Source organism: Streptomyces qaidamensis (assembly GCF_001611795.1).
Taxonomy (GTDB): Bacteria; Actinomycetota; Actinomycetes; order Streptomycetales; family Streptomycetaceae; genus Streptomyces; species Streptomyces qaidamensis.
The window spans coordinates 6,229,857-6,250,194 of sequence record NZ_CP015098.1; the positions used below are offsets into that span (position 1 = coordinate 6,229,857).

Annotated in this window: 16 protein-coding genes and 2 pseudogenes; 6 read left to right on the top strand and 12 right to left on the bottom strand. The window is 72.2% G+C overall.

The window, feature by feature from the left end:
• Window positions 1–18: 18 nt before the first annotated feature.
• On the bottom strand, window positions 19–1,896 hold the full coding sequence (locus A4E84_RS27810) for an ABC transporter ATP-binding protein (RefSeq protein ID WP_062929158.1): 1,878 nt from the start codon (window positions 1,894–1,896) through the stop codon (window positions 19–21).
• Window positions 1,893–3,919, bottom strand: a pseudogene (locus A4E84_RS27815) (ABC transporter ATP-binding protein). The gene A4E84_RS27810 and the pseudogene A4E84_RS27815 overlap by 4 nt, the downstream one beginning before the upstream one ends.
• Window positions 3,920–4,124: 205 nt before the next feature.
• Here A4E84_RS27815 and A4E84_RS27820 point away from each other — a divergent pair.
• The 4 genes from A4E84_RS27820 to A4E84_RS27835 are packed head-to-tail and all read left to right on the top strand — an operon-like array spanning window position 4,125 to window position 7,733.
• A complete protein-coding gene (locus A4E84_RS27820) occupies window positions 4,125–5,036 on the top strand; it encodes an ABC transporter ATP-binding protein (protein ID WP_062929159.1) in 912 nt (303 codons plus the stop codon).
• A complete protein-coding gene (locus A4E84_RS27825) occupies window positions 5,033–5,782 on the top strand; it encodes an ABC transporter permease (protein WP_062929160.1) in 750 nt (249 codons plus the stop codon). Before A4E84_RS27820 ends, A4E84_RS27825 begins: the two co-directional genes overlap by 4 nt.
• 45 nt (window positions 5,783–5,827) lie before the next feature.
• Complete coding sequence (locus tag A4E84_RS27830; RefSeq protein ID WP_079129142.1) at window positions 5,828–7,081, top strand: sensor histidine kinase; 1,254 nt, start codon at window positions 5,828–5,830, stop codon at window positions 7,079–7,081.
• Complete coding sequence (locus A4E84_RS27835) at window positions 7,074–7,733, top strand: response regulator (RefSeq protein WP_062929162.1); 660 nt, start codon at window positions 7,074–7,076, stop codon at window positions 7,731–7,733. Before A4E84_RS27830 ends, A4E84_RS27835 begins: the two co-directional genes overlap by 8 nt.
• A 31-nt stretch (window positions 7,734–7,764) precedes the next feature.
• On the opposite strand, the pseudogene A4E84_RS45950 reads toward A4E84_RS27835, so the two are convergent.
• Window positions 7,765–7,999 (bottom strand): annotated as a pseudogene (locus A4E84_RS45950) (IS701 family transposase); the annotation flags it as partial.
• A 259-nt stretch (window positions 8,000–8,258) separates the two neighbouring features.
• On the opposite strand from A4E84_RS45950, the gene A4E84_RS27840 reads away from it, so the two are divergent.
• Together A4E84_RS27840 and A4E84_RS27845 are read left to right on the top strand one after the other, a co-directional pair.
• On the top strand, window positions 8,259–9,347 hold the full coding sequence (locus A4E84_RS27840) for a right-handed parallel beta-helix repeat-containing protein (protein WP_062929163.1): 1,089 nt from the start codon (window positions 8,259–8,261) through the stop codon (window positions 9,345–9,347).
• Window positions 9,348–9,386: 39 nt separating this feature from the next.
• A complete protein-coding gene (locus A4E84_RS27845; protein ID WP_062929164.1) occupies window positions 9,387–10,415 on the top strand; it encodes a methyltransferase in 1,029 nt (342 codons plus the stop codon).
• A 114-nt stretch (window positions 10,416–10,529) separates the two neighbouring features.
• On the opposite strand, the gene A4E84_RS27850 is transcribed toward A4E84_RS27845, so the two are convergent.
• The 9 genes from A4E84_RS27850 to glgX all read right to left on the bottom strand — a co-directional run bounded on the left by A4E84_RS27850 (window position 10,530) and on the right by glgX (window position 20,168).
• Window positions 10,530–10,862: a TcmI family type II polyketide cyclase gene (locus A4E84_RS27850; RefSeq protein ID WP_062929165.1), complete on the bottom strand. Its 333-nt coding sequence runs from the start codon at window positions 10,860–10,862 to the stop codon at window positions 10,530–10,532.
• Between the two features lie 20 nt (window positions 10,863–10,882).
• Window positions 10,883–11,362 (bottom strand): SRPBCC family protein, encoded by a 480-nt coding sequence (locus A4E84_RS27855; RefSeq protein ID WP_062929166.1) that lies wholly within the window; start codon window positions 11,360–11,362, stop codon window positions 10,883–10,885.
• Between the two features lies 1 nt (window position 11,363).
• Window positions 11,364–11,618 (bottom strand): acyl carrier protein, encoded by a 255-nt coding sequence (locus tag A4E84_RS27860; protein WP_033313356.1) that lies wholly within the window; start codon window positions 11,616–11,618, stop codon window positions 11,364–11,366.
• Between the two features lie 32 nt (window positions 11,619–11,650).
• Window positions 11,651–12,901, bottom strand: coding sequence for a ketosynthase chain-length factor (locus A4E84_RS27865; protein ID WP_062929167.1), 1,251 nt, complete (start codon window positions 12,899–12,901; stop codon window positions 11,651–11,653).
• Window positions 12,898–14,166: a beta-ketoacyl-[acyl-carrier-protein] synthase family protein gene (locus A4E84_RS27870; protein WP_062929168.1), complete on the bottom strand. Its 1,269-nt coding sequence runs from the start codon at window positions 14,164–14,166 to the stop codon at window positions 12,898–12,900. Before A4E84_RS27870 ends, A4E84_RS27865 begins: the two co-directional genes overlap by 4 nt.
• Window positions 14,163–14,606: a cupin domain-containing protein gene (locus A4E84_RS27875; protein ID WP_062929169.1), complete on the bottom strand. Its 444-nt coding sequence runs from the start codon at window positions 14,604–14,606 to the stop codon at window positions 14,163–14,165. Before A4E84_RS27875 ends, A4E84_RS27870 begins: the two co-directional genes overlap by 4 nt.
• Window positions 14,607–14,674: 68 nt before the next feature.
• Window positions 14,675–15,832, bottom strand: a complete 1,158-nt coding sequence (locus A4E84_RS27880; RefSeq protein ID WP_062929170.1) for a SchA/CurD-like domain-containing protein — start codon at window positions 15,830–15,832, stop codon at window positions 14,675–14,677.
• Window positions 15,833–16,113: 281 nt separating this feature from the next.
• The gene (locus tag A4E84_RS27885) at window positions 16,114–17,769 is read right to left on the bottom strand and encodes an FAD-dependent oxidoreductase (protein WP_062931641.1); all 1,656 of its coding nucleotides are present in this window, start codon (window positions 17,767–17,769) and stop codon (window positions 16,114–16,116) included.
• A 146-nt stretch (window positions 17,770–17,915) separates the two neighbouring features.
• Window positions 17,916–20,168 carry a glycogen debranching protein GlgX gene (glgX, locus tag A4E84_RS27890; RefSeq protein WP_062929171.1) on the bottom strand — a complete coding sequence of 751 codons (2,253 nt, stop codon included), beginning with the start codon at window positions 20,166–20,168 and terminating at the stop codon, window positions 17,916–17,918.
• Between the last annotated feature and the right edge of the window lie 170 nt (window positions 20,169–20,338).

The following is a 20,338-nucleotide window of genomic DNA, read 5'->3' on the forward strand; positions in this document are numbered from 1 at the left end:
CGCCCTCCTGCCGCCGCCCTACGCCAGACTGTCCCGCCAGGCCCGGTGCAAATCCGCGAACCTGCCCGTGCCCGCGATGAGTTCGGACGGTTCGCCGTCCTCCACGATCCGGCCGTGCTCCATCACCAGGACCCGGTCCGCGATCTCGACGGTCGACAGCCGGTGCGCGATGACCACCGCCGTACGGCCCTTCAGTACCGTCGCCATGGCCCGCTGCACCGCACGCTCCCCGGGGACGTCCAGTGAGCTGGTCGCCTCGTCGAGGATCAGCACCGCCGGGTCGGCCAGCAACGCCCGGGCGAACGCCACCAGTTGCCGCTGCCCGGCGGAGATGCGGCCGCCGCGCTTGCGTACGTCGGTGTCGTAGCCGTCGGGCAGGCTGCTGATGAAGTCGTGCGCGCCGATCTCCTTGGCGGCCTGCTCGATCTCCTCGCGGGTGGCGTCCGGGCGGCCGATGGCGATGTTGTCGGCGACCGTGCCGGAGAACAGGAACGCCTCCTGCGTCACCATGACCACCCCGCGCCGCAACTCGGGCACGGCGAGGTCGCGCAGGTCGACGCCGTTCAGCAGTACCCGCCCGCCGGAAGGGTCGTAGAACCGGGCCAACAGCTTGGCCAGAGTCGACTTTCCGGCGCCCGTGGAGCCCACGACCGCGACCGTCTGCCCGGCCGGAAGGGTGAGGTCGAACGCGGGCAGCACCTCGCCGCCGGTGCGGTAGCCGAAGCGGACGCCGTCGAAGACCACCTCGCGGCCGGGGTGCTCGCCTTCGAGCGGCGGGAGCTGCCGGGGGGGGGCCGGCTCGGGGACCGACGGGGTCTGGGCGAGCAGGCCGGCGATCTTCTCCAGCGAGGCCGCCGCCGACTGGTAGGAGTTCAGGAACATCCCGAGCCGGTCGATGGGGTCGTACAGCCGCCGCAGGTACAGGACGGCGGCCGCCAGCACGCCGAGGGCCAGCGTGCCGTCCGCGACCCGGTGGGCGCCCCACAGCACGATCGAGGCGACCGCCGTGTTGGCGACCAGCCGCGAGCCGGTGACGTAGCGGGCCATCTCCAGCAGCGCGTCGCCGTTGACCCGTTCGTGCCGCCGGTTGAGCTCGCCGAAGTCCGCGTCGTTGGCGGCCTCGCGGCGGAAGGCGCGCACCGGCCGGATGCCGTTCATCGTCTCGACGAACTTGACGATGACGGCCGCGATGGCCGTCGACCGCGCCCGGTACACCCGGGCGGCCCGCCGCCGGTACCACCGCACGAGCGCGTACAGCGGCACCAGGGACGCCACCGCAACGCTCCCGAGGCCCAGGTCGAGCCAGAGCAGCATCGCCGAGATGTAGACGAAGGACAGGATGACCGTCACGAGCTCCTGGAGGCCCTCGTCCAGCAGCTCGCGCAGCGACTCCACGTCGGCCGTGGAGCGGGAGATGAGCCGGCCCGAGGTGTAGCGCTCGTGGAAGTCGACGCTCAGCGCCTGCGCGTGGCGGAAGATCCGGCCGCGCAGGTCGAGCAGCACGTCCTGGCTGACCCGGGCCGCGGCGGCGACGAACGCGAACTGCAGCCCGCCCGCGGCCAGCGCGCACCCCAGAGAGCCGGCGCCCACCGCGATCAGCGGCCCGTGGTCCTGCGCCCGGAACGCCGGTACGGCACGGTCGATGGCGTACGCCACGAGCAGCGGGCCCGCCTGTACGACCGCCTGCTGGAGCAGCAGCAGGAGCGTGGTGACCGCGACCCGGGCCTTCAGGGGCGCGAGCAGGGAGCGCAGCAGGCTACCGGTGGCGCCCGGGGGAGTGGGCAGGACGTCCCGGTCGAAGGGGTCGCCGGTGGCGGCGGGCCGGTCGTCGGGTTGCCTGCCGGGCCGGTCGTCGAAGGGTTTGTCGCCGGTTGGTGCGCCGGTGGCCGCCGTCATCGTGCGCCCTCCTCTTCCCCCGACATCAGATGCGCGTACTCGGCGTTCGTGCGCAGCAGTTCGTGGTGGGTGCCGACCGCGGCGATCCGGCCGCCGGACAGCAGCGCGACGCGGTCGGCGAGCAGCACGGTGGAGGGGCGGTGCGCCACGATCAGGGCGGTGGTGTCCGCGAGGACCTGCCGCAGTGCGGCCTCCACGGCGGCCTCGGTGTGCACGTCCAGGGCCGACAGCGGGTCGTCCAGGACGAGGAACTCCGGCTGCGCGACGACGGCCCGGGCGAGTGCGAGGCGCTGGCGCTGACCGCCGGAGAGGCTGAGGCCCTGCTCGCCCACCGGGGTGTCCGTCCCCTGGGGCAGGGAGTGCACGAAGCCGGCCTGGGCGACGGCGAGCGCGCGCTCCAGGTCGGCCTGGCCGGCGGTGTCCTTCGCCCCCATGAGAACGTTGTCGCCCACCGAGGCGGAGAACAGCGTGGGCTCCTCGAAGGCCACGGCGACCTTGGCGCGCAGCGCCTCCCTGGACAGGCCGGTGATGTCGACGCCGTCGAGGGTGATGCGGCCCGAGGTCAGCTCGTACAGGCGGGGGATGAGCGCGGTGAGGGTGGTCTTGCCGCTGCCGGTGGCACCGACCAGCGCCATGGACTCGCCCGGACGGATGTGCAGGTCGATGTGGTGAAGGACGGGCGGGCTGTCGGGCGGGGCGTCGGGGTAGCGGAACCGGACGCCGCGGAAACGGAGCCCCCTGTCCCGGACCTGCCCGGTGTCGGTGCCGGAGCCCGAGCCGGTGCCCGAGTCCGGGGCGGTTCCGGGGTGGTGCCCGAGTCCGGGGTGGTGCCCGAGTCCGGGGTGGTGCCCGGCTTCGGGGCGGTGCCCGAGTCCGGGGTGGTGCCCGGGTCCGGGGCGGTGCCCGGCTTCGGGGTGGTGCCCGGCTTCGGGGTGGTGCCCGAGTCCGGGGTGGTGCCCGAGTCCGGGGTGGTGCCCGGCTTCGGGGTGGTGCCCGAGTCCGGGGCGGCGGCCGGGGCGCCCGCAGCCCCCTCCGCCTCCGCGTCCATCACCTCGAAGTACCGCTCCGTGGCCGTCGCCGCCTCCTGGCTCATCGCCAGCAGGAAACCGATCGACTCCACCGGCCACCGCAACGCCAGCGCCGTCGACAGGAACGCCACCAGCGTCCCCGCCGACAGAACACCGTCGGCCACCTGGACGACCCCCACCACCAGCGCCGCCGCGATGGCCACCTCCGGCAGCGTCACGATGACGCCCCAGATCGTCGCCAGCAGCCGCGCCTTGCGCAGTTCCGTGCCGCGCAGCGTCTTCGACAGGTCCCGGAACGCCCGCTCCTGGCTCCGGTGGCGGCCGAAGCCCTTGATGATGCGGATGCCGAGCACACTCTCCTCGACGACCGTCGTCAGATCGCCGACCTGGTCCTGGGCGCGCCGGGCCAGCTTCGCGTAGCGCCTCTCGAAGATCACGCACGTGACCATGACGGGGACGGCGGGCCCGAGGATGACCAGCCCCAGCGTCCAGTCCTGGAGCAGCATGATGATCACGCCGACCAGGATCGTCACCCCGTTGACCAGGAGGAACGTCAGCGGAAACGCCAGGAACATGCGCAGCAGCATCAGGTCCGTCGTCCCCCGGGAGAGCAACTGCCCCGAGGCCCACCGGTCGTGGAAGGCCACCGGCAGCCGCTGGAGGTGCCGGTACAGAGCCGCCCGCATCGACGCCTCGACGTGCGAGAGCGGGCGGGCCACCAGCCACCGACGCAGCCCGAACAGCAGGGCTTCCGTGAAGCCGAGCAGCAGCAGGAACAGTGCGCCGAGCCACACGCCCGCCGGGTCCCGGTCGGCGATCGGCCCGTCCACCATCCACTTCAGGGCGAGCGGGATCACCAGGCCCACGCAGGAGGCGACTATCGCGACCAACGCGGCACTGAACAGCCGCGCCCGCACGGGCCGCACGTACGGCCACAGGCGCAGCAGCGTACGCACGGCGGAACGGTCCTGGGCGGGGGCTGGTGTGGTGGCCATCAGCAGCGAGCCTACGGATCGCCACTGACACTGCCCACCGAGTTTCCGCCGGACCCGGGTCGGACGTTGGTCCTACGACCTGGGCGTTCGACGGGTCGTACGGCCGCACCGGCCGGGTCGTAGGGCCGCATCAACCGATCGGCTGATGGCCGTTCGAGCGGGACGGCCGATGTGGCGGACGCCGCCCCGCCGGGACCCTCTTCGTATGCCGACCGCACCCGTCATCGAAGTGACCGACCTACGCAAGAGCTACGCCGGCCGTCCCGCCGTCGACGGTGTCTCCTTCACCGTCGAGGAAGGGGAGATCTTCGGGATCCTCGGCCCGAACGGCGCCGGGAAGACCACCACCGTCGAATGCGTCGAGGGGCTGCGCGAACCCGACTCCGGCCGCGTCCGTGTCACCGGCCTCGACCCCGTCGCCGACCACGAGCGGGTCGCCCGGGTCCTGGGCGCCCAGCTCCAGGAGAGCCGGCTCCAGCCGAAACTCACCGTCCGCGAGGCGCTGGAGCTGTACGCCGCCTTCTACCCGGCCCCCGCCGACTGGCGCCCCCTGGCCGAACGGCTCCGGCTGGAGGAGAAGTTGTCCACCCGGTTCGCGAAGCTGTCCGGCGGCCAGAAGCAGCGTCTGTTCATCGCGCTCGCCCTGATCGGCGACCCCAGGGTCGTGGTGCTCGACGAGCTCACCACCGGCCTCGACCCGCGCGCCCGCCGCGACACCTGGCAGCTCATCGAGGACGTCCGCGCCCGGGGCGTCACGGTGCTGCTCGTCACCCACTTCATGGAGGAGGCGCAGCGGTTGTGCGACCGCATCGCGGTGATCGACCGGGGACGGGTGGCCGCCCTGGACACCCCGGCCGGGCTGATCCGCCGCTCCGCGGGCGCCACCGTCATCAGCTTCACCCCGTCCGGACCCCTGGACGACCGTGAGCTGAACGACCTCCCCGCCCTGGTCGCCCTCGACCGCAAGGACGGCCGCATCACGCTGTCCGGCACCGACGACACGGTCAGCGCCGTGCTCTCCCTGCTTGCCCGCCACCACATCACCGCCCACCAGCTCCGCGTCACCGACGCCACGCTGGACGACGCGTTCCTGGACCTGACGGAGGCCTCCGCATGAGCACCGCCCTGATCAACCCCCCTGTGCTGCGCAGCGAGTTCCGGCTCTTCCGACGCGAGCCGGGCAGCCTCTTCTGGGTCATGCTGTTCCCCAGCCTGCTGCTGGGCATCCTGGGTTCCGTGCCGTCCTTCCGCCAGGCGCAGGACCAACTCGGCGGGCTGCGGACCGTCGACGTCTACGTGCCCGTGAGCGTCCTGATCGCCCTGATCATGGCCGGCGTGCAGGCGATGCCCCCGACCCTCACCGGCTACCGCGAGAACGGGATCCTGCGCCGGCTGTCCACCACCCCGGTCCGGCCCGCCTCCCTGCTGGCGGCCCAGATGCTGGTGAACGGCCTGGCGGCGCTGGCCTCCGCGCTGCTCACGCTCACGGTCGGACGGCTCGCCTTCGACGTACGGCTGCCCGAGCAGCCCTTCGGGTACCTGTTCGCGCTGCTCCTCGCCGTGCTCGCGGCCCTCTCGCTGGGCGCGGTCGTCTCGGCGCGGGCCCGTACGACGAAGATCGCCACCGCGATCGGGAGCGCCGTGTTCTTTCCGATGCTGTTCAGCGCCGGCGTGTGGGTGCCGGTGCAGGCCATGCCGGACGTGCTGGCCCGTATCGTCGAGTTCACCCCGTTCGGCGCCGCCGCCCGGGCCCTGGACGAGGCGGCCGCCGGCGACTGGCCGGGCTGGGGGCACCTGGCCGTGCTGGCGGCGTGGACGGCGGTGCTCTCGGTGTCGGCCGCCCGCTGGTTCCGCTGGCAATGACCGGAGCCGGGAGGGAAGGCCCGGACCGTGGGCAACACTGAGGGCATGGCAGACGTGGCGGGAGTGGAGCAGCGGTGGGCGGCGTACCACCGCTGGGGGCCGTACGGGATGCTCGCGGCCGGCACGGTGCTCTCCGCGGCGACGGCCGCCCTGGTCGGCATGTCGACGGTGGAGCGGTACACCGCCGTCGCCCTCGTCGCCGCCGCGGTGGTCCTGCAACTGGGGTGGGGGTGGTGGTCCCGCGGCCGGCCGCCGGCTCCCTCGGCGCCGGGCGCCTGCTACTACTTCGTGCGCTGGGCGTTGGGCTTCGTGCTCAGCTGGTGCAACCCGTTCTTCGCGTTCTACGGCGCCGCCGGGTACGTGGGTGCCGAACGGCTGCTGCGTGGCCGCGCGCTCAAGCTCGGGCTGCTGGCCACCGCGGTGACCGTCGCGGGTTCCCAGGCCACCGGCATGCCCCCGCGAGGGATCCTGCACTGGACGTTGTTCGGCGGACTGCTCTGCGTCCACATCGTGCTGATCACCGTGTTCGGCCGGCTGGCCGCGCGCGAGGAGGAACGCACCCGCATCCAGACCGGCACCATCGCCGAACTGGAGCGCACCAACGCCGCGTTGCAGCAGGCCCTCGACGAGAACGCGGCCCTGCACGCCCAGCTCCTGGTGCAGGCCAGGGAGGCCGGGGTCGCCGACGAGCGACGGCGGCTGGCCGCCGAGATCCACGACACCATCGCCCAGGGGCTGACCGGCATCATCGCCCAGCTCCAGGTGGTGGCGAACACCCCGGACCCGGACCTGGCCCGCGAGCACGTCTCCCGCGCGATGGACCTGGCCCGGCACAGCCTCGGCGAGGCCCGCCGCTCCGTGCACAACCTCGCCCCCGTGGCCCTCGCGCACGACGGCCTGCCCGAGGCCCTGGAGAAGACCGCGTCGGAATGGGGCGAACGCACGGGCGTGGACACGCGGTTCACCGTCACGGGCACGGTCGAGCAGCTCCACGACGAGGTCGCGGCCACCCTGCTGCGCATCGCCCAGGAGGCCCTGTCCAACACCGCACGGCACGCGCACGCCACCCGGGCCGGCGTCACCCTGTCCTTCATGGGCGACGAGGTCACCCTGGACATCCGCGACGACGGCCGCGGCTTCGACCGGACCGCCGTACGGGAACGCACCAGTACCGGCGGTTTCGGCCTGCCCGGCATGCGCGCCCGCGCCGAACGCATCGCCGGCTCCCTCACCGTCGAGTCCGAACCAGGCCTCGGTACGGCCGTCTCCGCTCGCGTACCGTTGGTCCGCCATGACTGAAGACGCCACGACGGGGGACGCCCCGATCACGCTGCTGATCGTCGACGACCACCCCGTCGTCCGGGACGGACTGCGCGGCATGTTCGAGTCCGCGCCGGGCTTCCGTGTCCTGGGCGAGGCACCGAACGGCGTCGAGGCGGTCTCGCTCGCCGCGGGCCTCGACCCGGACGTGATCCTGATGGATCTGCGCATGCCGGGCGGCGGGGGAGTGGACGCCATCCGCGAACTGGGCCGCACCGGCGCCCGCGCCAAGGTCCTCGTCCTCACCACCTACGACACCGACTCCGACACCCTCCCCGCGATCGAGGCGGGTGCGACCGGCTACCTGCTGAAGGACGCCCCGCGCGAGGAGCTGTTCACGGCGGTCCGGGCGGCGTCGGAAGGCCGCACGGTCCTCTCCCCGGCGGTGGCGTCCCGCCTGGTCTCCGCGGTCCGTACGCCCAGGGCCCCCGGCAACGAGCCGCTCTCCGCCCGGGAGCGCGAGGTCCTGGCCCTGGTGGCCAAGGGCACCTCCAACCGCGAGATCGCCCGCGAACTGTTCATCAGCGAGGCGACCGTGAAGACCCACCTCACCCACCTCTACGCCAAGCTCGGCGCCAAGGACCGCGCGGCGGCGGTGGCGGTGGCCTACGACCGGGGGATCCTCGGCTAGTACTCCAGCCGCAGGTCTGATCTTGCTGGTGATGTGACTGCAGGTCGTCGCGGACGTCGTCGGCGTTCCAGGTGGCTCCGTTCAGCAGCCGTTGCAGGCCGTCGGGGGTGCGGTGGCCTGTGTGTTCGGCCAGGTGCCAGCCGTTTCTGCGGCCGACCGGCCGAGCAGGGCACGCACGGAGTCGCGCATGCGGCGGCGCAGGTCTGCGCGACCGAAACGGTGGCCGATGCCCAGGAAGAGGTCGTCGAGTCACGGTCCCAGGTCACGTCGGCAAGGTCGTCGATCACGCGCGGAGGCTGCCCTCATCACAGCTGAGGCTGTTCTCGACGCCACTCGTTGGAGGGGCGGTCGGGCAAGACCGCCCCTGACACGCACCTCAACACCCCACCCATGCAGGCAAAACGCCCGCCACCGAGCCTTAGGCCGTGTCCGCAAAGTCCCATCGTCGACATCAGGCCCTGGGTGCCACGCCGCTGGATGGCCCATCCCACTGGTTTGGCACCTTTCACCATTAATGTGCGCAATATGAATAAATGTCATATCGCGCCACTGGCATGCGCGGCGGCGCTGCTCGGGACGGGCCTCGGCGCCGCCGCGCCGACCGCCACCCACACGGTCCATCTGGTCAGACCGGGGGAGTCGATCCAGCAGGCGGTCGACTCCGCCCGGCCGGGCGACACCGTCCTGCTGGCCCACGGCACCCACCGCGAGAGCGTCAGCGTGAGCACTCCCGGACTCACCCTGCGCGGCATGGGCCGCGGCACGGTGCTCCGGCCGCAGGCGGCCCCGGGGACCGCGACCGCACCGGACACCGGGAGGGCCGCCGACGGCTGCGCCGCGGCCGGCAACGGCATCTGCGTCGAGGGCACGCGGGACCACAACGTCGACGGCGTCACCATCGCCTCCCTGAGGGTGACCGGCTTCGGCAAGGCCGGTGTCTACGCCCATGAGGCCGACGGTCTGACCGTGCAGAACGTCGACGCCGTCGAGAACGGGGTGTGGGGCATCGCCACGGAGCAGTCGGCCCGCGGGACGTTCCGCGGCAACACCGCCCGCGGCAACGGCGACGCGGGCCTGTTCCTGGCCAACACGGTCAAGGAGGAGCTCGGGGCCATGGACACCGGGGGGACGGTGGTCGAGTACAACCGGCTGCAGGGCAACCGGATCGGCCTCACCGTCCGCCGGCTGCGCAACCTGACCGTCTCGGACAACCACCTCACGGGCAACTGCGCGGGGCTGTTCGTCGTCGGCGACGAGAACAAGCCGAAGGCCGGCCTCGTGACCGTGCGCGAGAACCGCATCGAACGCAACAACAAGTCCTGCCCGAAGACCGCACGGCTGGACGCCCTGCAGGGATCCGGCATCGTCCTGACGGGCACCGAGGACAACCTGGTCACCCGCAACGTGATCCGGGACAACGTCGGCACGTCCCCGCTGTCGGGCGGCATCGTCGTGTTCAAGAGTTTCGTCGGCACGACCAGCGAGCGCAACCGGGTCAGCGACAACCTGCTCCAGGGCAACGCCCCGGCGGACCTGGTCAACACGGACCCGGGTCAGGGCAACACGTTCCAGGGCAACACCTGCCGGCTGTCCCAGCCCGCCGGCCTGTGCTGACCCCCCACCGTTGACGTGATCGAAGTAGGAAGGCGGCACATGACGACCACCCAGCCCGCGCCTCCGCCGTCCATGCGGCTGCGGGAACTCGCCTTCGGGGCGGCATGCGCCGCCGCCCTGCGCGCGGCCGCCCGTCTGGGCGTCGCCGACGCCCTCGGTGACGACCCCATGGCCGCGGAGGACATCGCGGCCGCGGTGAAGACCGAACCCGGACCGCTGCGACGGCTCCTGCGAGCCCTGTCCAGCCACGGCGTCTTCGCGGAACGCCCGGACGGGACGTTCGCGCACACCGACGTCTCCCGGCTGCTGCGCGAGGACGACCCCCACAGCCTGCGCGCCATCACGCTGTGGTGCACCGAGCCCTGGACCTGGGACGTCTGGCCGAAGCTGGACGAGGCGGTGCGCACCGGCCGGAACGTCGTGGAGGGCCTGTACGGCAAGGAGTTCTTCCCCTACCTCAATGAGGACGCCCCGGAGTCGGCGGACGTCTTCAACCGCGCCATGACGACCTCCAGCGTGCAGTCGGCGCAGGACGTCGCCGCGTTCCTCGACCTCACGGGATGCACCTCGGTGGCCGACATCGGTGGCGGCCAGGGGCACGTCGTGGCGAGCCTGCTGGACAAGTACCCGGACATGCGCGGGACGCTGCTCGACCTTCCCCGGGTGGTGGAGAACGCCGTCCCGAGACTGCGCACGGGCGGCGACCTCGCGGACCGCGCGCACGTCGTGCCCGGCGACGTCCGGACGGCCGTCCCGGTGCAGGCCGACGTCTACGTCATCAAGAACATCCTGGAGTGGGACGACGAGAGCACCACCCGCACGCTGCGCAACGTCCGCGAGGCCGGCGGCCCGGGGACGCGCGTGGTGGTCATCGAGAACCTCGTCGACGACTCGCCCTCGATGCGGTTCAGCACCGCGATGGACCTGTTGCTGCTCCTCAACGTCGGCGGGGCGAAGCACACCCGGCAGAGCATGGTGGACCGGCTCACCGAGGCCGGCCTGGTCATCGACGACATCAGCCCGGTCAATCCCTATCTGCACGCGTTCGACTGCCACATCCCCGGCTGATCCGATCGCGTCCCGCGGGAACCCGGTGATCCCGGGACTCCCCGATGCAGTCAGACCAACGGTCGCCGGGTCCGCGACGCTGCGGACCCGGCGACCGTTGAGTGCCGGCGGCGGTCAGCCGGCCGGTTCGCGCTCCCAGAGGTAGAAGCGCTGAGCCATGGCGTCCTTCGGCGAACGCCAGGTCGCGGGGTCGTACGCGCTGACGTACGCGGCCAGCCGCTCGCTGACGTCCCGGAACTCGGGATGGCCGGTGATCTTGGCGATGGCCGGCCCGGGCTCGTGCTCGGCCTCGATCAGGTGCAGGTACACATCGCCGAACTGGAAGAGGCTGCGCCGGGTCACACCGACGAGGTGCGGCAGCTCTCCCCGGTCGGACTCCTCGAACACCTTGGCGATGTCGGGCGCCGACCCCGGGGCCATGCGGGCGACGATCAGAGCTTGGTGCATGGGGCTGTTCTCCGTCCGGCTCAGTCGGTCAGAGGGGCACTCGCACCGCGCTCCGCGGCGATCTTCTCGACGCGGTCGCGGATCAGGGCCATCTGCACCTTGGAGTTCCGGTTGATGTTGTCCGTCATCCACGCGTCGTCGACCGGCGCGTCCGGCTTCATCGCGAAGTCCTGCGTCCACACCATCCGCGTGCCGGCCGGGACCTCCTCGTACCGCCAGTGGATGTCCATGTGGGCGAAGGGACCCGTCTCGACCCGCCGGGCCTTGACGGTGAGCGTCTCGCGGTCCGGCTCGCGCTCGGAGACCCAGCTCCACACGGTGCCGTTCTCGTCGGGGTGCATCGTCAGCCGGAAGGTCGTCTTGTGGCCCTCCCGGGAGAGGACCTCGACGGAGGCGTACTCGCTGAACAGCTGCGGCCAGTTCTCCAGGTCGTTGGTCACCTCCCAGACCAGGTCCACCGGCGCGGCGATGATGATCTCGTTCTGCGTGTGTCCGGCCATGTCACGCTCCTGCCAGGAGGGCACCGTTGACGAGGTCGAGGAACTGCCGGGGCGTCTTGGAGCGTTCGGCGTCGGTCGGCATCGGCGTGCCGTACCGGTTCTCCAGCTCGCCCACGATGCCCAGCAGGCCCAGCGAGTCGACGCCGAGGCTCTCGAAGGCCGTGTCGTCGCGGCGGAGTTCCTCCGGGGCGACGGTGACACCGGTGCACTTCTTCATGAGTTCGGACAGCTCTTCCACAGTGATGCGGTCAGTCATGCCATTCCCTTCCTTGCCGGTTCCACGGCGCCTCACGACGAGGCGCCGGTGGCGCCGTGCCGCAGCACCAGCGCCGAGTTCGACCCCATGAGTCCGCGGCTCAGCACCAGCGCCGTGCGTACCTCGGCGGTACGGGCCCGGCCTGTCACGAGGTCGAGGTCGTGGCAGATGTCGAAGACGTTGGGGGTGGGCGGGATCAGACCGTGCTCCATCGAGAGCACCGCCGCCGCGGCGTCCATCAGCGGCGCCGCGCAGTAGCCCCGGCCGATCCCGGTCTTCGGCGCGGTGACGGGCACCCGGGTGCCATGGGCCCCGAGAGCGTCGGCGATGGCCAGGGCCTCGGCCCGGTCCGCCTCCGGTACGCCGAGGGCGTCGGCGAACACCACGTCGATCTCCTCGGGGGCGCAGCCGGCCTCCGCCAGAGCGCCCCGGACGGCCTGGGCGAGCCCTTCCCGGGACTCCTCCCAGCGGGAGGCCCCCGTGAAGGTCGCCGCATGTCCGGCCAGGTGGGCCCGCACGGGCGCGCCCCGCTCCCGGGCCGTGCTCTCCGCCTCCACCACGACCATGGCGCCGCCCTCAGCGGGAACGAACCCGCAGGCCGCGGACGTGAACGGGCGGTAGGCGCAGGTCGGGTCGTCGACCGTGCTGAGTTCCTCGTAGCCGAGTTGGCAGACCATGGAGTAGGGCGCGATCGGCGCCTCGGTCGCCCCGGCCACGATCACGTCGGTGCCGCGCCGCACGGCTCGTGCCGCGTGGGCGAGGGCGTCCAGGCCGCCGGCCTCGTCGGCGGCGACGACCGAGCAGGGGCCCTTGAAGCCGCGGCGGATGGAGATCTGGCCGGTGCTGGCGGCGTAGAACCAGGCGATGGACTGGTACGGGCCGACGAAGCGACTGCCCTTGCCCCACAGCTGCTGGAGTTCGCGCTGTCCGAACTCGCCGCCGCCGGAACCGGCCGCGGTGACCACACCCACGGAGAACGGCACCTCGTCGGTCACGGACCGGGGGAGCCGGGCGTCGTCCAGCGCGAGGTCGGCCGCGGCCATCGCGAAGTGCGTGAACCGGTCGGTCTGGACCAGGAAACGCTCCTCGATGGCCGCCGCCGGGTCGAAGTCGCGCACCTGGCCCGCCACCCGCAGCGGCAGATGCTCACAGCCCTCCCGGGTGACGCGGTCCAGGACGCTGATGCCCTCCCTGGTGGACTTCCAGAAGGTCTCGGTACTGGAGCCGTTGGGCGCGACCACACCGATGCCCGTGACGGCCACGCGGGGACGAGGTTCGCTCATCGTGATGTCTCCCTCGGCCGGTTCATGACCACCGCGGACTGGAATCCGCCGAATCCGCTGCCCACCGAGAGCACGCTGTCGAGCTTGCGCTCCCTGGCCTCGCGGGGGACGTAGTCCAGATCGCACTCGGGGTCGGGGGTCTCGTAGTTCGCGGTCGGCGGTACCACCTGGTGCGTCAGGGCCAGCACACAGGCGACGAGTTCGATCGCTCCGATGGCGCCCAGGGAGTGGCCCACCATCGACTTGATGGAACTCATGGGGGTTTCGTAGGCGTGCGGTCCCAGGACCCGCTTGACCGCGGCGGTCTCGTGGCGGTCGTTCTGCTTGGTGCCCGAGCCGTGCGCGTTGACGTAGTCGATCGCGGTGGGGTCGAGCCGCGCGTGGTCGAGGGCGTCGTCGATGGCGCGGGCCATCTCCACGCCCTCACTGGTGAGGCCCGTCATGTGGTAGGCGTTGCCGAAGGTGGCGTAGCCGCCGAGTTCGCAGTACACGCGCGCGCCGCGGGCCCTGGCGTGTTCGAGCTCCTCCAGGACGAGGACGGCGCCGCCCTCGCCCATGACGAACCCGTCGCGGTCGGCGTCGAAGGGACGCGAGGCGTGGGCCGGGTCGTCGTTGTTCGGGGAGGTGGCCTTGATCGCGTCGAAGCAGGCCATGGTGATCGGGGAGATCGGCGAGTCCGAGGCGCCGGCTATGCAGATGTCGGCCCGGCCCTCCTCCACGGTGTGGAAGGCGTAGCCGACCGCGTCGAGCCCGGAGGTGCAGCCCGTGGACACGGTCTGCACCGGGCCGCGCGCCCCGAACCGCTCCGCCACCGTCGAGGCGAGCGCGCCGGGCGTGAACGCCCGGTGCAGGTCGGGGCCCGCTTCCCGGGGGTCCACGTCCCAGCGCTGCCCGCCGTGGCTGACCAGGACGTAGTCGTGCTCCAGCCGGGTGGTGCCGCCGACCGCGGTGCCGAGCGAGACGCCGACCCGCCAGGGGTCCTCGGCGGGGAGGTCGAGACCGGCGTCCCGTACCGCTTCGTCGCCCGCGACCATGGCGAACTGGATGTAACGGTCGCTCCGTTCCACGTCCCGCGGGTCCAGGCCGTGGGCAGCGGGGTCGAAGTCGCACTCGGCGGCGATCCGCGAACGCAGACCGGACGGGTCGAAGAACGTGATGGCCCGTGTCGCGGTGCGCCCGGCCGCCAGGAGGTTCCAGAACGCCGGTACGCCTATGCCTCCGGGAGCGACGATGCCTATGCCGGTGACCGCCACTCGCCTGGTCATGAGTGGACCTGACGTCGTGCGGCCGCCTCCGCTCCCACCACCGCGGACTCGGCGCCGGTCTCCTCGGTGTCGACGTGGCCCAGCGGCGGACTCGGCGCCAGGGGGCCGAGGTGGAAGACCAGCCGGGCCTCCTCCTTGCCGACGTTGCGGAAGCGGTGGCGCACGTTGACGGGAATCAGCAGCCCCTGCTCGGGCCGGAGCGGGTGCGGCTCGCCGTCCAGGTCCACCTCGAGCTGCCCGCACACCACGTACACGAACTCCTCGGAGTACGGGTGGTAGTGCTCACCGATTCGGTCACCGGGCTCGATGAGCGCCACGCCCATGAATCCACTGGTGGCGCCCACCGCGGCCGGAGTGAGCATGGCGCGCAGGTCACCGCCTCGGCGGCGGTTGGGCTCGACGTCGCTCAGGCTCACGATGTTGGGACGAGATGTGATCACGCGTTCCTCCGTTGAGGTGCTGCGCCAACGCGGGAGAGGCAGCGTCGCCTCTCCCGCCGGATGGCGAATCAGGCGTCGGGCGAGCGGCGGTCGGTGACGAGGTCCATACGGGCCAGTTCGAACAGGCGGGCGAGGCTGCCGTCCTTCGACGTGGCCACGTCCATGTCCGCGGCGTCGTCCAGCAGCGTCGTCAGCTCGGTCACCTGCGCCGAGTCGGACAGACCGAGAATGTGGCCGGGGTCGGCCTCCTCGATCGCGCCGTGCACGTCGATCAGCCGTACGACGACGTCGTCGCGCTGGAAGATCGTGCTGCGCAGGACCGGGCTGCGCGGGTCGTCCGCGGCCGCCTCGTCCCGATGGGCCAGGAGTTCGGCGAGCTGCATTCCGCGCTCCGGCCGCGCCGGGTAGTACAGGGCGTACCGCTCGCCCTGCGGCTCCCGCGGCCCCGCCGTCACATGGTGGACGGCCGGCAGCGCGGCCCTGGTGAAGAAGACCCGGGCGGATTCGGGGTCGCCCAGGTCCCGGTCCTGCTCGAGGTGGGGGTTGATGGCCTCCTCGACGGCCCGCACTTCCGGCTGCCGGGCGACGTGGCGCAGCGCGGCCAGCAGGTCGCCCCGCACCTCGACGGCCCGCACCACCCGGTTGCCGTGCATGAACAGGGAGGTGCGGCACAGCCGGGTGGTGTCGTCGACCTTCGGCTCGGGTGAGTCGTAGTCGGCGAGGATCTTGGCGACGATCTCCTCGCTGCCCGGCTTCACGGTGAACGTGAGCGCGTGCCGGATCACACCGTCGCCGATCCGGGGTGCCGTCTGGAGGCGGCGCCCCGCCTGATCGGCGCCCTTCGCCGGTCCGCCGGTCTCGCGGACGACGTGGAAGCGCAACGACCGCGTGTCCCGCACGCAGCTGTGCAGCGGCTCCACCATCCGCACGTGCTCCTCGCTGTTGACCCAGGCGAGGAACGGCGGGGCGCTCTCCCACTCACTCGTGATGAGCCACTGGGAGGGATTCTCGATGGACTGGCACAACTGGTCGCTGACGTGCCCGGGGACGGACGCGACCTGGTTGCACAACTGTTCGTAGGCTTCGAGGAACTCCTGCTGGGCCCCGTCGTGGACGTCGACCAGGAGGACGACTCGGAGCCGGGAACCGTCGAACACGGACTGGGAGACATGGTGCGAGGCCTGTCGCGCCCGCGAACCTGCCCCCCGTTCGGACGTGGTGGTCATCCTGCGCACATCTCCTTCGCGGCGGGGAACGTGAACGCCGGCCGCAGGGATGCGACGTCGGCGTTCCTCGATCCTGTGGCCGTCCCCGCACATCGCGCGACTCGGACGGCGTCCGCGAGTGACCGTGGCGGGTGGCCGTCGGACGGCACGGGTCAGGACAACCGGGCCGTCCGCGTGATCCTCGGCCCGCCGGTCGCGGTCCCCCGTCCGGGTGATGGGCGTGTGGCCGCCCGCCCCTCAGCACCCGTCGGGGGACTCGCCGGTTCGGAGCCCGCGGGGACTCAGCCGACGGCCAGCCCGGTCCTCAGGACCTCGCGCAGCACACCCTCGGCATCCGGGTCCGGACCCGGCGACCGCCATGCGACGAACCCGTCGGGCCGGACGAGCACGGCGCCCCCGGGTCCCGTGCCGTGGCGCTCCGCCCAGTCGGCGGCGTCCTCCGGCACCAGCTCGGCCTGAGGCCCGGTGCCCACCCGGTACGACCTGAGCGGGAGGGTCAGCTCGTCGGCCAGGCGGAGCGCGGCCTCGTGCCATCCGTTCGGCTCGGCGGCGTCACTGAGCAGCACCAGGGACCGCTCGTAGAGGTCGAGCGTCGACATCCGCTCGTCCCCGTGACGCACCCACAGGTGCGGGGCCCGGCTGCCCGGGCCACCGGTCAGGTCGAGACTCTCGGGTACCACGGGGGCCTCGGGATCGGCGCCGACGACGGCACCCTGCGGGTAGCGGTACCCGAGGGCGACGTTGAGGATGCCGCGCTGGGGACCGCCGCCCGCTCCGGCCGGCGCGGCGAATCCGGGGTGGCTGTGCTCGGCCGACCGGGCCGCGGCGCGCGCGCTGGTGGCCTCGGCCACGGGACGGCGCTCGGCGTCGTAGGTGTCCAGCAGGCGCTCCCCGGCCCAGCCGTCCAGTACCGCGGCCAGCTTCCAGGCGAGGTTGTGCGCGTCCTGGATCCCGGTGTTGGAACCGAAGGCCCCGGTGGGAGACATCTCGTGAGCCGAGTCACCGGCCAGGAACACACGTCCGGACCGGTAGCTGCGGGCGACCCGCTGAGCGGCGTGCCACGGCGCCTTGCCGGTGATCTCCACATCGAGGTCGGCGACCCCGACCGCCCGGCGGATGTGCTCGACGCACCACTCGTCCGTGAATTCCTCCAGGGTCTGGCCGTGTTCGGGGTGCCAGGGGGCGTGGAAGACCCAGTTCTCGCGGTTGTCCACCGGCAGCAGGGCGCCGTCGGCCTCCGGGTTCGTCAGGTAGCAGACGATGAAGTGGCGCTCGCCCACGACATCGGCGAGGCGGCGGGAGCGGAAGGTGAGGCTGACGTTGTGGAACAGGTCGCCGGGCCCGCTCTGACCGATACCGAGCTGCTCACGCACGGGGCTGCGCGGGCCGTCCGCGGCGACGAGATAGTCCGCGCGGATGGTGGTGTGCTCACCCGTCTCGCGGCTCTTGACCACGGCGGTCACACCGGTGGTGCCGGCCTCGAACGACATCAGCTCGGTGGAGAAGCGCAGGTCCCCGCCGTGCCCGCGGGCGTGGTCGAGCAGGACCGGTTCGAGGTCGTTCTGGCTGCACAGGCACCAGGAGCTGGGGCTGAAGCGGGCCAGCCCGCCCCCCGGGTCGATGTCCCTGAACAGCCACTCGCCCGCGTCACCGGTCAGCGTGGGCGTTTGCAGGATGCCCTTGTTGACGGCCAGGGTGGCGGCCGCGTCCTGGATCGCCTTCTCGACGCCCGCCACCCGGAACAGTTCCATCGTGCGGACGTTGTTGCCACGTCCTCGCGGATGGATGGAGGTACCCGCGTGGCGCTCCACCAGCACATGCGGTACGCCCAGCCGTCCCAGGAACAGCGAGGTCGACAGGCCGACCAGGGAGCCGCCGACGATGAGGACCGGGACGCTGATGGTGTGCGGACCCGTCTGTCCGCCTCGTTCGTTCATCACTGTCGCCTCCAGCGCATCGATACCGCCGACCCGGCCGGATGCGGCGGAGATCCTCATGCATGCCCCGGGAAGGTGACAGTGGCTCAGGCTTCACCCGCCTGCTGCGCGCTGCCCGTCCGCACCCGCCGGCCGCCCCGCCGGTGTCACCCCGCCACCCGCAGCAGCAGCACCGCCCGCGCCGGCATCGTGATCTCCGTCCCCGCCCGGTGCTCCACGCCCGGCGCCTCCCCCTGCTCCTCCCGGCTCGTGTCGACGACGACCTCGTACCGCTCCGCCCACGGCGGCCCGGGCAGGGTGAAGTCCACCGGCCCCTCGCCCGCGTGCAGGACGGCCAGGAAGCTGTCGTCGAGGATCTGTTCCCCGCGCTCGTCGCGCCCCGGGATGTCCCGGCCGGACAGGTACATGCCCAGCGTGGCGGCGGGCGCGTACCAGTCCTGCTCCGTCATCTCCGTGCCCCGGGACGTGAACCAGGCCAGGTCGCGCAGCCCGTCCGCGGTCTGGGCCCGGCCCGAGAAGAACGCCCGGCGCCTGAGCACCGGGTGGCGATGGCGCAGCGCGATCAGCCGGGAGGTCAGCGCGAACAGGGCATGCCAGCCCGGATCCTCCAGCAGTCCCCAGTCCAGCCAGCTGATCTCGTTGTCCTGGCAGTAGGCGTTGTTGTTGCCGCGCTGGGTGCGGCCCAGTTCGTCGCCCGCGACCAGCATGGGCACGCCCGTCGACAGCAGCAGGGTGGTCAGCAGGTTCCTGAGCTGCCGGCGCCGGAGCGCCCGCACCTCCTCGTCGTCCGTCTCGCCCTCGGTGCCGCCGTTGAAGGCCCGGTTGTCGTCCGTGCCGTCCCGGTTGCCCTCGCCGTTGGCCTCGTTGTGCTTGCGCTCGTAGGACACCAGGTCCCGCAGCGTGAACCCGTCGTGCGCGGTGATGAAGTTGACGGACGCGTACGGCCTGCGTCCGCCCCAGGCGTACAGGTCGCTGGAGCCCGACAGCCGGTAGCCCATCTCGCGGACGTCCGGCAGGGCGTGCCGCCAGAAGTCCCGTACGGCGTTGCGGTACCGGTCGTTCCACTCCGTCCACAGCGGCGGGAACGCTCCCACCTGGTAGCCGCCCGACCCCACGTCCCACGGCTCGGCGATCAGCTTCACCCGGCGCAGCACCGGGTCCTGGGCGATGACCGCGAGAAACGGGGAGAGCATGTCGACGTCGTGCATGGAGCGGGCCAGCGCCGCCGCCAGGTCGAAGCGGAAGCCGTCCACGCCCATCTCCGTGACCCAGTAGCGCAGCGAGTCCGTGATCAGGCGCAGCACCTGCGGCTGGACCACGTGCAGCGTGTTGCCGCAGCCGGTGTAGTCGGCGTAGCGGCGGGCGTCGTCCTGGAGGCGGTAGTAGCCGCGGTTGTCGATGCCCTTGAGGGACAGGGCCGGGCCGAGTTCGCCCGCCTCGGCGGTGTGGTTGTAGACCACGTCGAGGACGACCTCGATCCCGGCCGCGTGCAGGGCGCGCACCATCCGCTTGAACTCGCCGACCTGCTGGCCCCTCGTCCCGGAGGCCGCGTAGGCCGCGTGCGGGGCGAAGTAGCCGATGGAGTTGTAGCCCCAGTAGTTCTTCAGGCCCCGGCGCAGCAGGTGGTCCTCGTGCGCGAACTGGTGCACGGGCAGCAGCTCCACCGCCGTCACACCCAGCCTCACCAGGTGCTCTATGGCCGCCGGGTGCGCGAGGCCGGCGTAGGTGCCGCGCAGCTCCTCGGGGATGCCCGGGTGGAGTCGCGTGAAGCCCTTGACGTGCAGCTCGTAGATCACCGAGTCCGCCCAGGGCGTCTTCGGGCGGCGGTCGTCGGCCCAGTCGTCGTCATCGTGGACGACGACGCCCTTCGGGACGTGCGGCGCCGAGTCCCGGTCGTCGCGCACGGTGTCGGCGACATGCTGCTGCGGCCAGTCGCGGACGTGCCCGTACACCTCCGGCGGCAGGCCGAAGTCCCCGTCCACGGCGCGGGCGTAGGGGTCGAGCAGCAGCTTGGCGGGGTTCCAGCGGGCCCCCGTCCACGGGTCCCAGCGGCCGTGCACCCGGTAGCCGTAGCGCTGCCCCGGCAGCACGCCGGGGACGAAGCCGTGCCAGATCTCGTGGGTCAGCTCGGCGAGCCGGACCCGTGACTCCCGGCCCGACTCGTCGAAGAGGCACAGCTCAACCCCCTCGGCGCCGCCCGCCCACAACGCGAAGTTGGTGCCCGCCACCCCGTCCGGGCCGACCCGGAACCGGGCGCCCAGCGGTGTCGGCGCGCCCGGCCAGGCGGGCACGGTGGGCGGCGGTGCGGCCGGCCGGGCCCCGTTCACGGCGGCGGCCTGGCGCCCGTTCCCGGTGGCCTGACGACCGGCCACCGCCTCCTGCTCGGCTGCGCTGGACACCTGTCAGCCTCCCGCGGCTCGTGGGACGACGGGGGACAGAGGGGTGCGGCCCTGTCTGCGGCCCGGGCCGCGGCTCCCCTGCGCGTCGTCCTCCCCACTGTTCTGCCCAGAGGGTGGCTCGCACTCACGTTTCCCCGGGGGCGGGCATGGTCGTTTCCGGGGACACGGCC

What these genes read in the sequence shown, in the direction of transcription:
- A4E84_RS27810 (WP_062929158.1), bottom strand. Translation starts at nt 1,896, where the DNA reads ATGACGGCGGCCACCGGCGCACCAACCGGCGACAAACCCTTCGACGAC.
- A4E84_RS27820 (WP_062929159.1), top strand. Translation starts at nt 4,125, where the DNA reads ATGCCGACCGCACCCGTCATCGAAGTGACCGACCTACGCAAGAGCTAC.
- A4E84_RS27825 (WP_062929160.1), top strand. Translation starts at nt 5,033, where the DNA reads ATGAGCACCGCCCTGATCAACCCCCCTGTGCTGCGCAGCGAGTTCCGG.
- A4E84_RS27830 (WP_079129142.1), top strand. Translation starts at nt 5,828, where the DNA reads ATGGCAGACGTGGCGGGAGTGGAGCAGCGGTGGGCGGCGTACCACCGC.
- A4E84_RS27835 (WP_062929162.1), top strand. Translation starts at nt 7,074, where the DNA reads ATGACTGAAGACGCCACGACGGGGGACGCCCCGATCACGCTGCTGATC.
- A4E84_RS27840 (WP_062929163.1), top strand. Translation starts at nt 8,259, where the DNA reads ATGAATAAATGTCATATCGCGCCACTGGCATGCGCGGCGGCGCTGCTC.
- A4E84_RS27845 (WP_062929164.1), top strand. Translation starts at nt 9,387, where the DNA reads ATGACGACCACCCAGCCCGCGCCTCCGCCGTCCATGCGGCTGCGGGAA.
- A4E84_RS27850 (WP_062929165.1), bottom strand. Translation starts at nt 10,862, where the DNA reads ATGCACCAAGCTCTGATCGTCGCCCGCATGGCCCCGGGGTCGGCGCCC.
- A4E84_RS27855 (WP_062929166.1), bottom strand. Translation starts at nt 11,362, where the DNA reads ATGGCCGGACACACGCAGAACGAGATCATCATCGCCGCGCCGGTGGAC.
- A4E84_RS27860 (WP_033313356.1), bottom strand. Translation starts at nt 11,618, where the DNA reads ATGACTGACCGCATCACTGTGGAAGAGCTGTCCGAACTCATGAAGAAG.
- A4E84_RS27865 (WP_062929167.1), bottom strand. Translation starts at nt 12,901, where the DNA reads ATGAGCGAACCTCGTCCCCGCGTGGCCGTCACGGGCATCGGTGTGGTC.
- A4E84_RS27870 (WP_062929168.1), bottom strand. Translation starts at nt 14,166, where the DNA reads ATGACCAGGCGAGTGGCGGTCACCGGCATAGGCATCGTCGCTCCCGGA.
- A4E84_RS27880 (WP_062929170.1), bottom strand. Translation starts at nt 15,832, where the DNA reads ATGACCACCACGTCCGAACGGGGGGCAGGTTCGCGGGCGCGACAGGCC.
- A4E84_RS27885 (WP_062931641.1), bottom strand. Translation starts at nt 17,769, where the DNA reads ATGAACGAACGAGGCGGACAGACGGGTCCGCACACCATCAGCGTCCCG.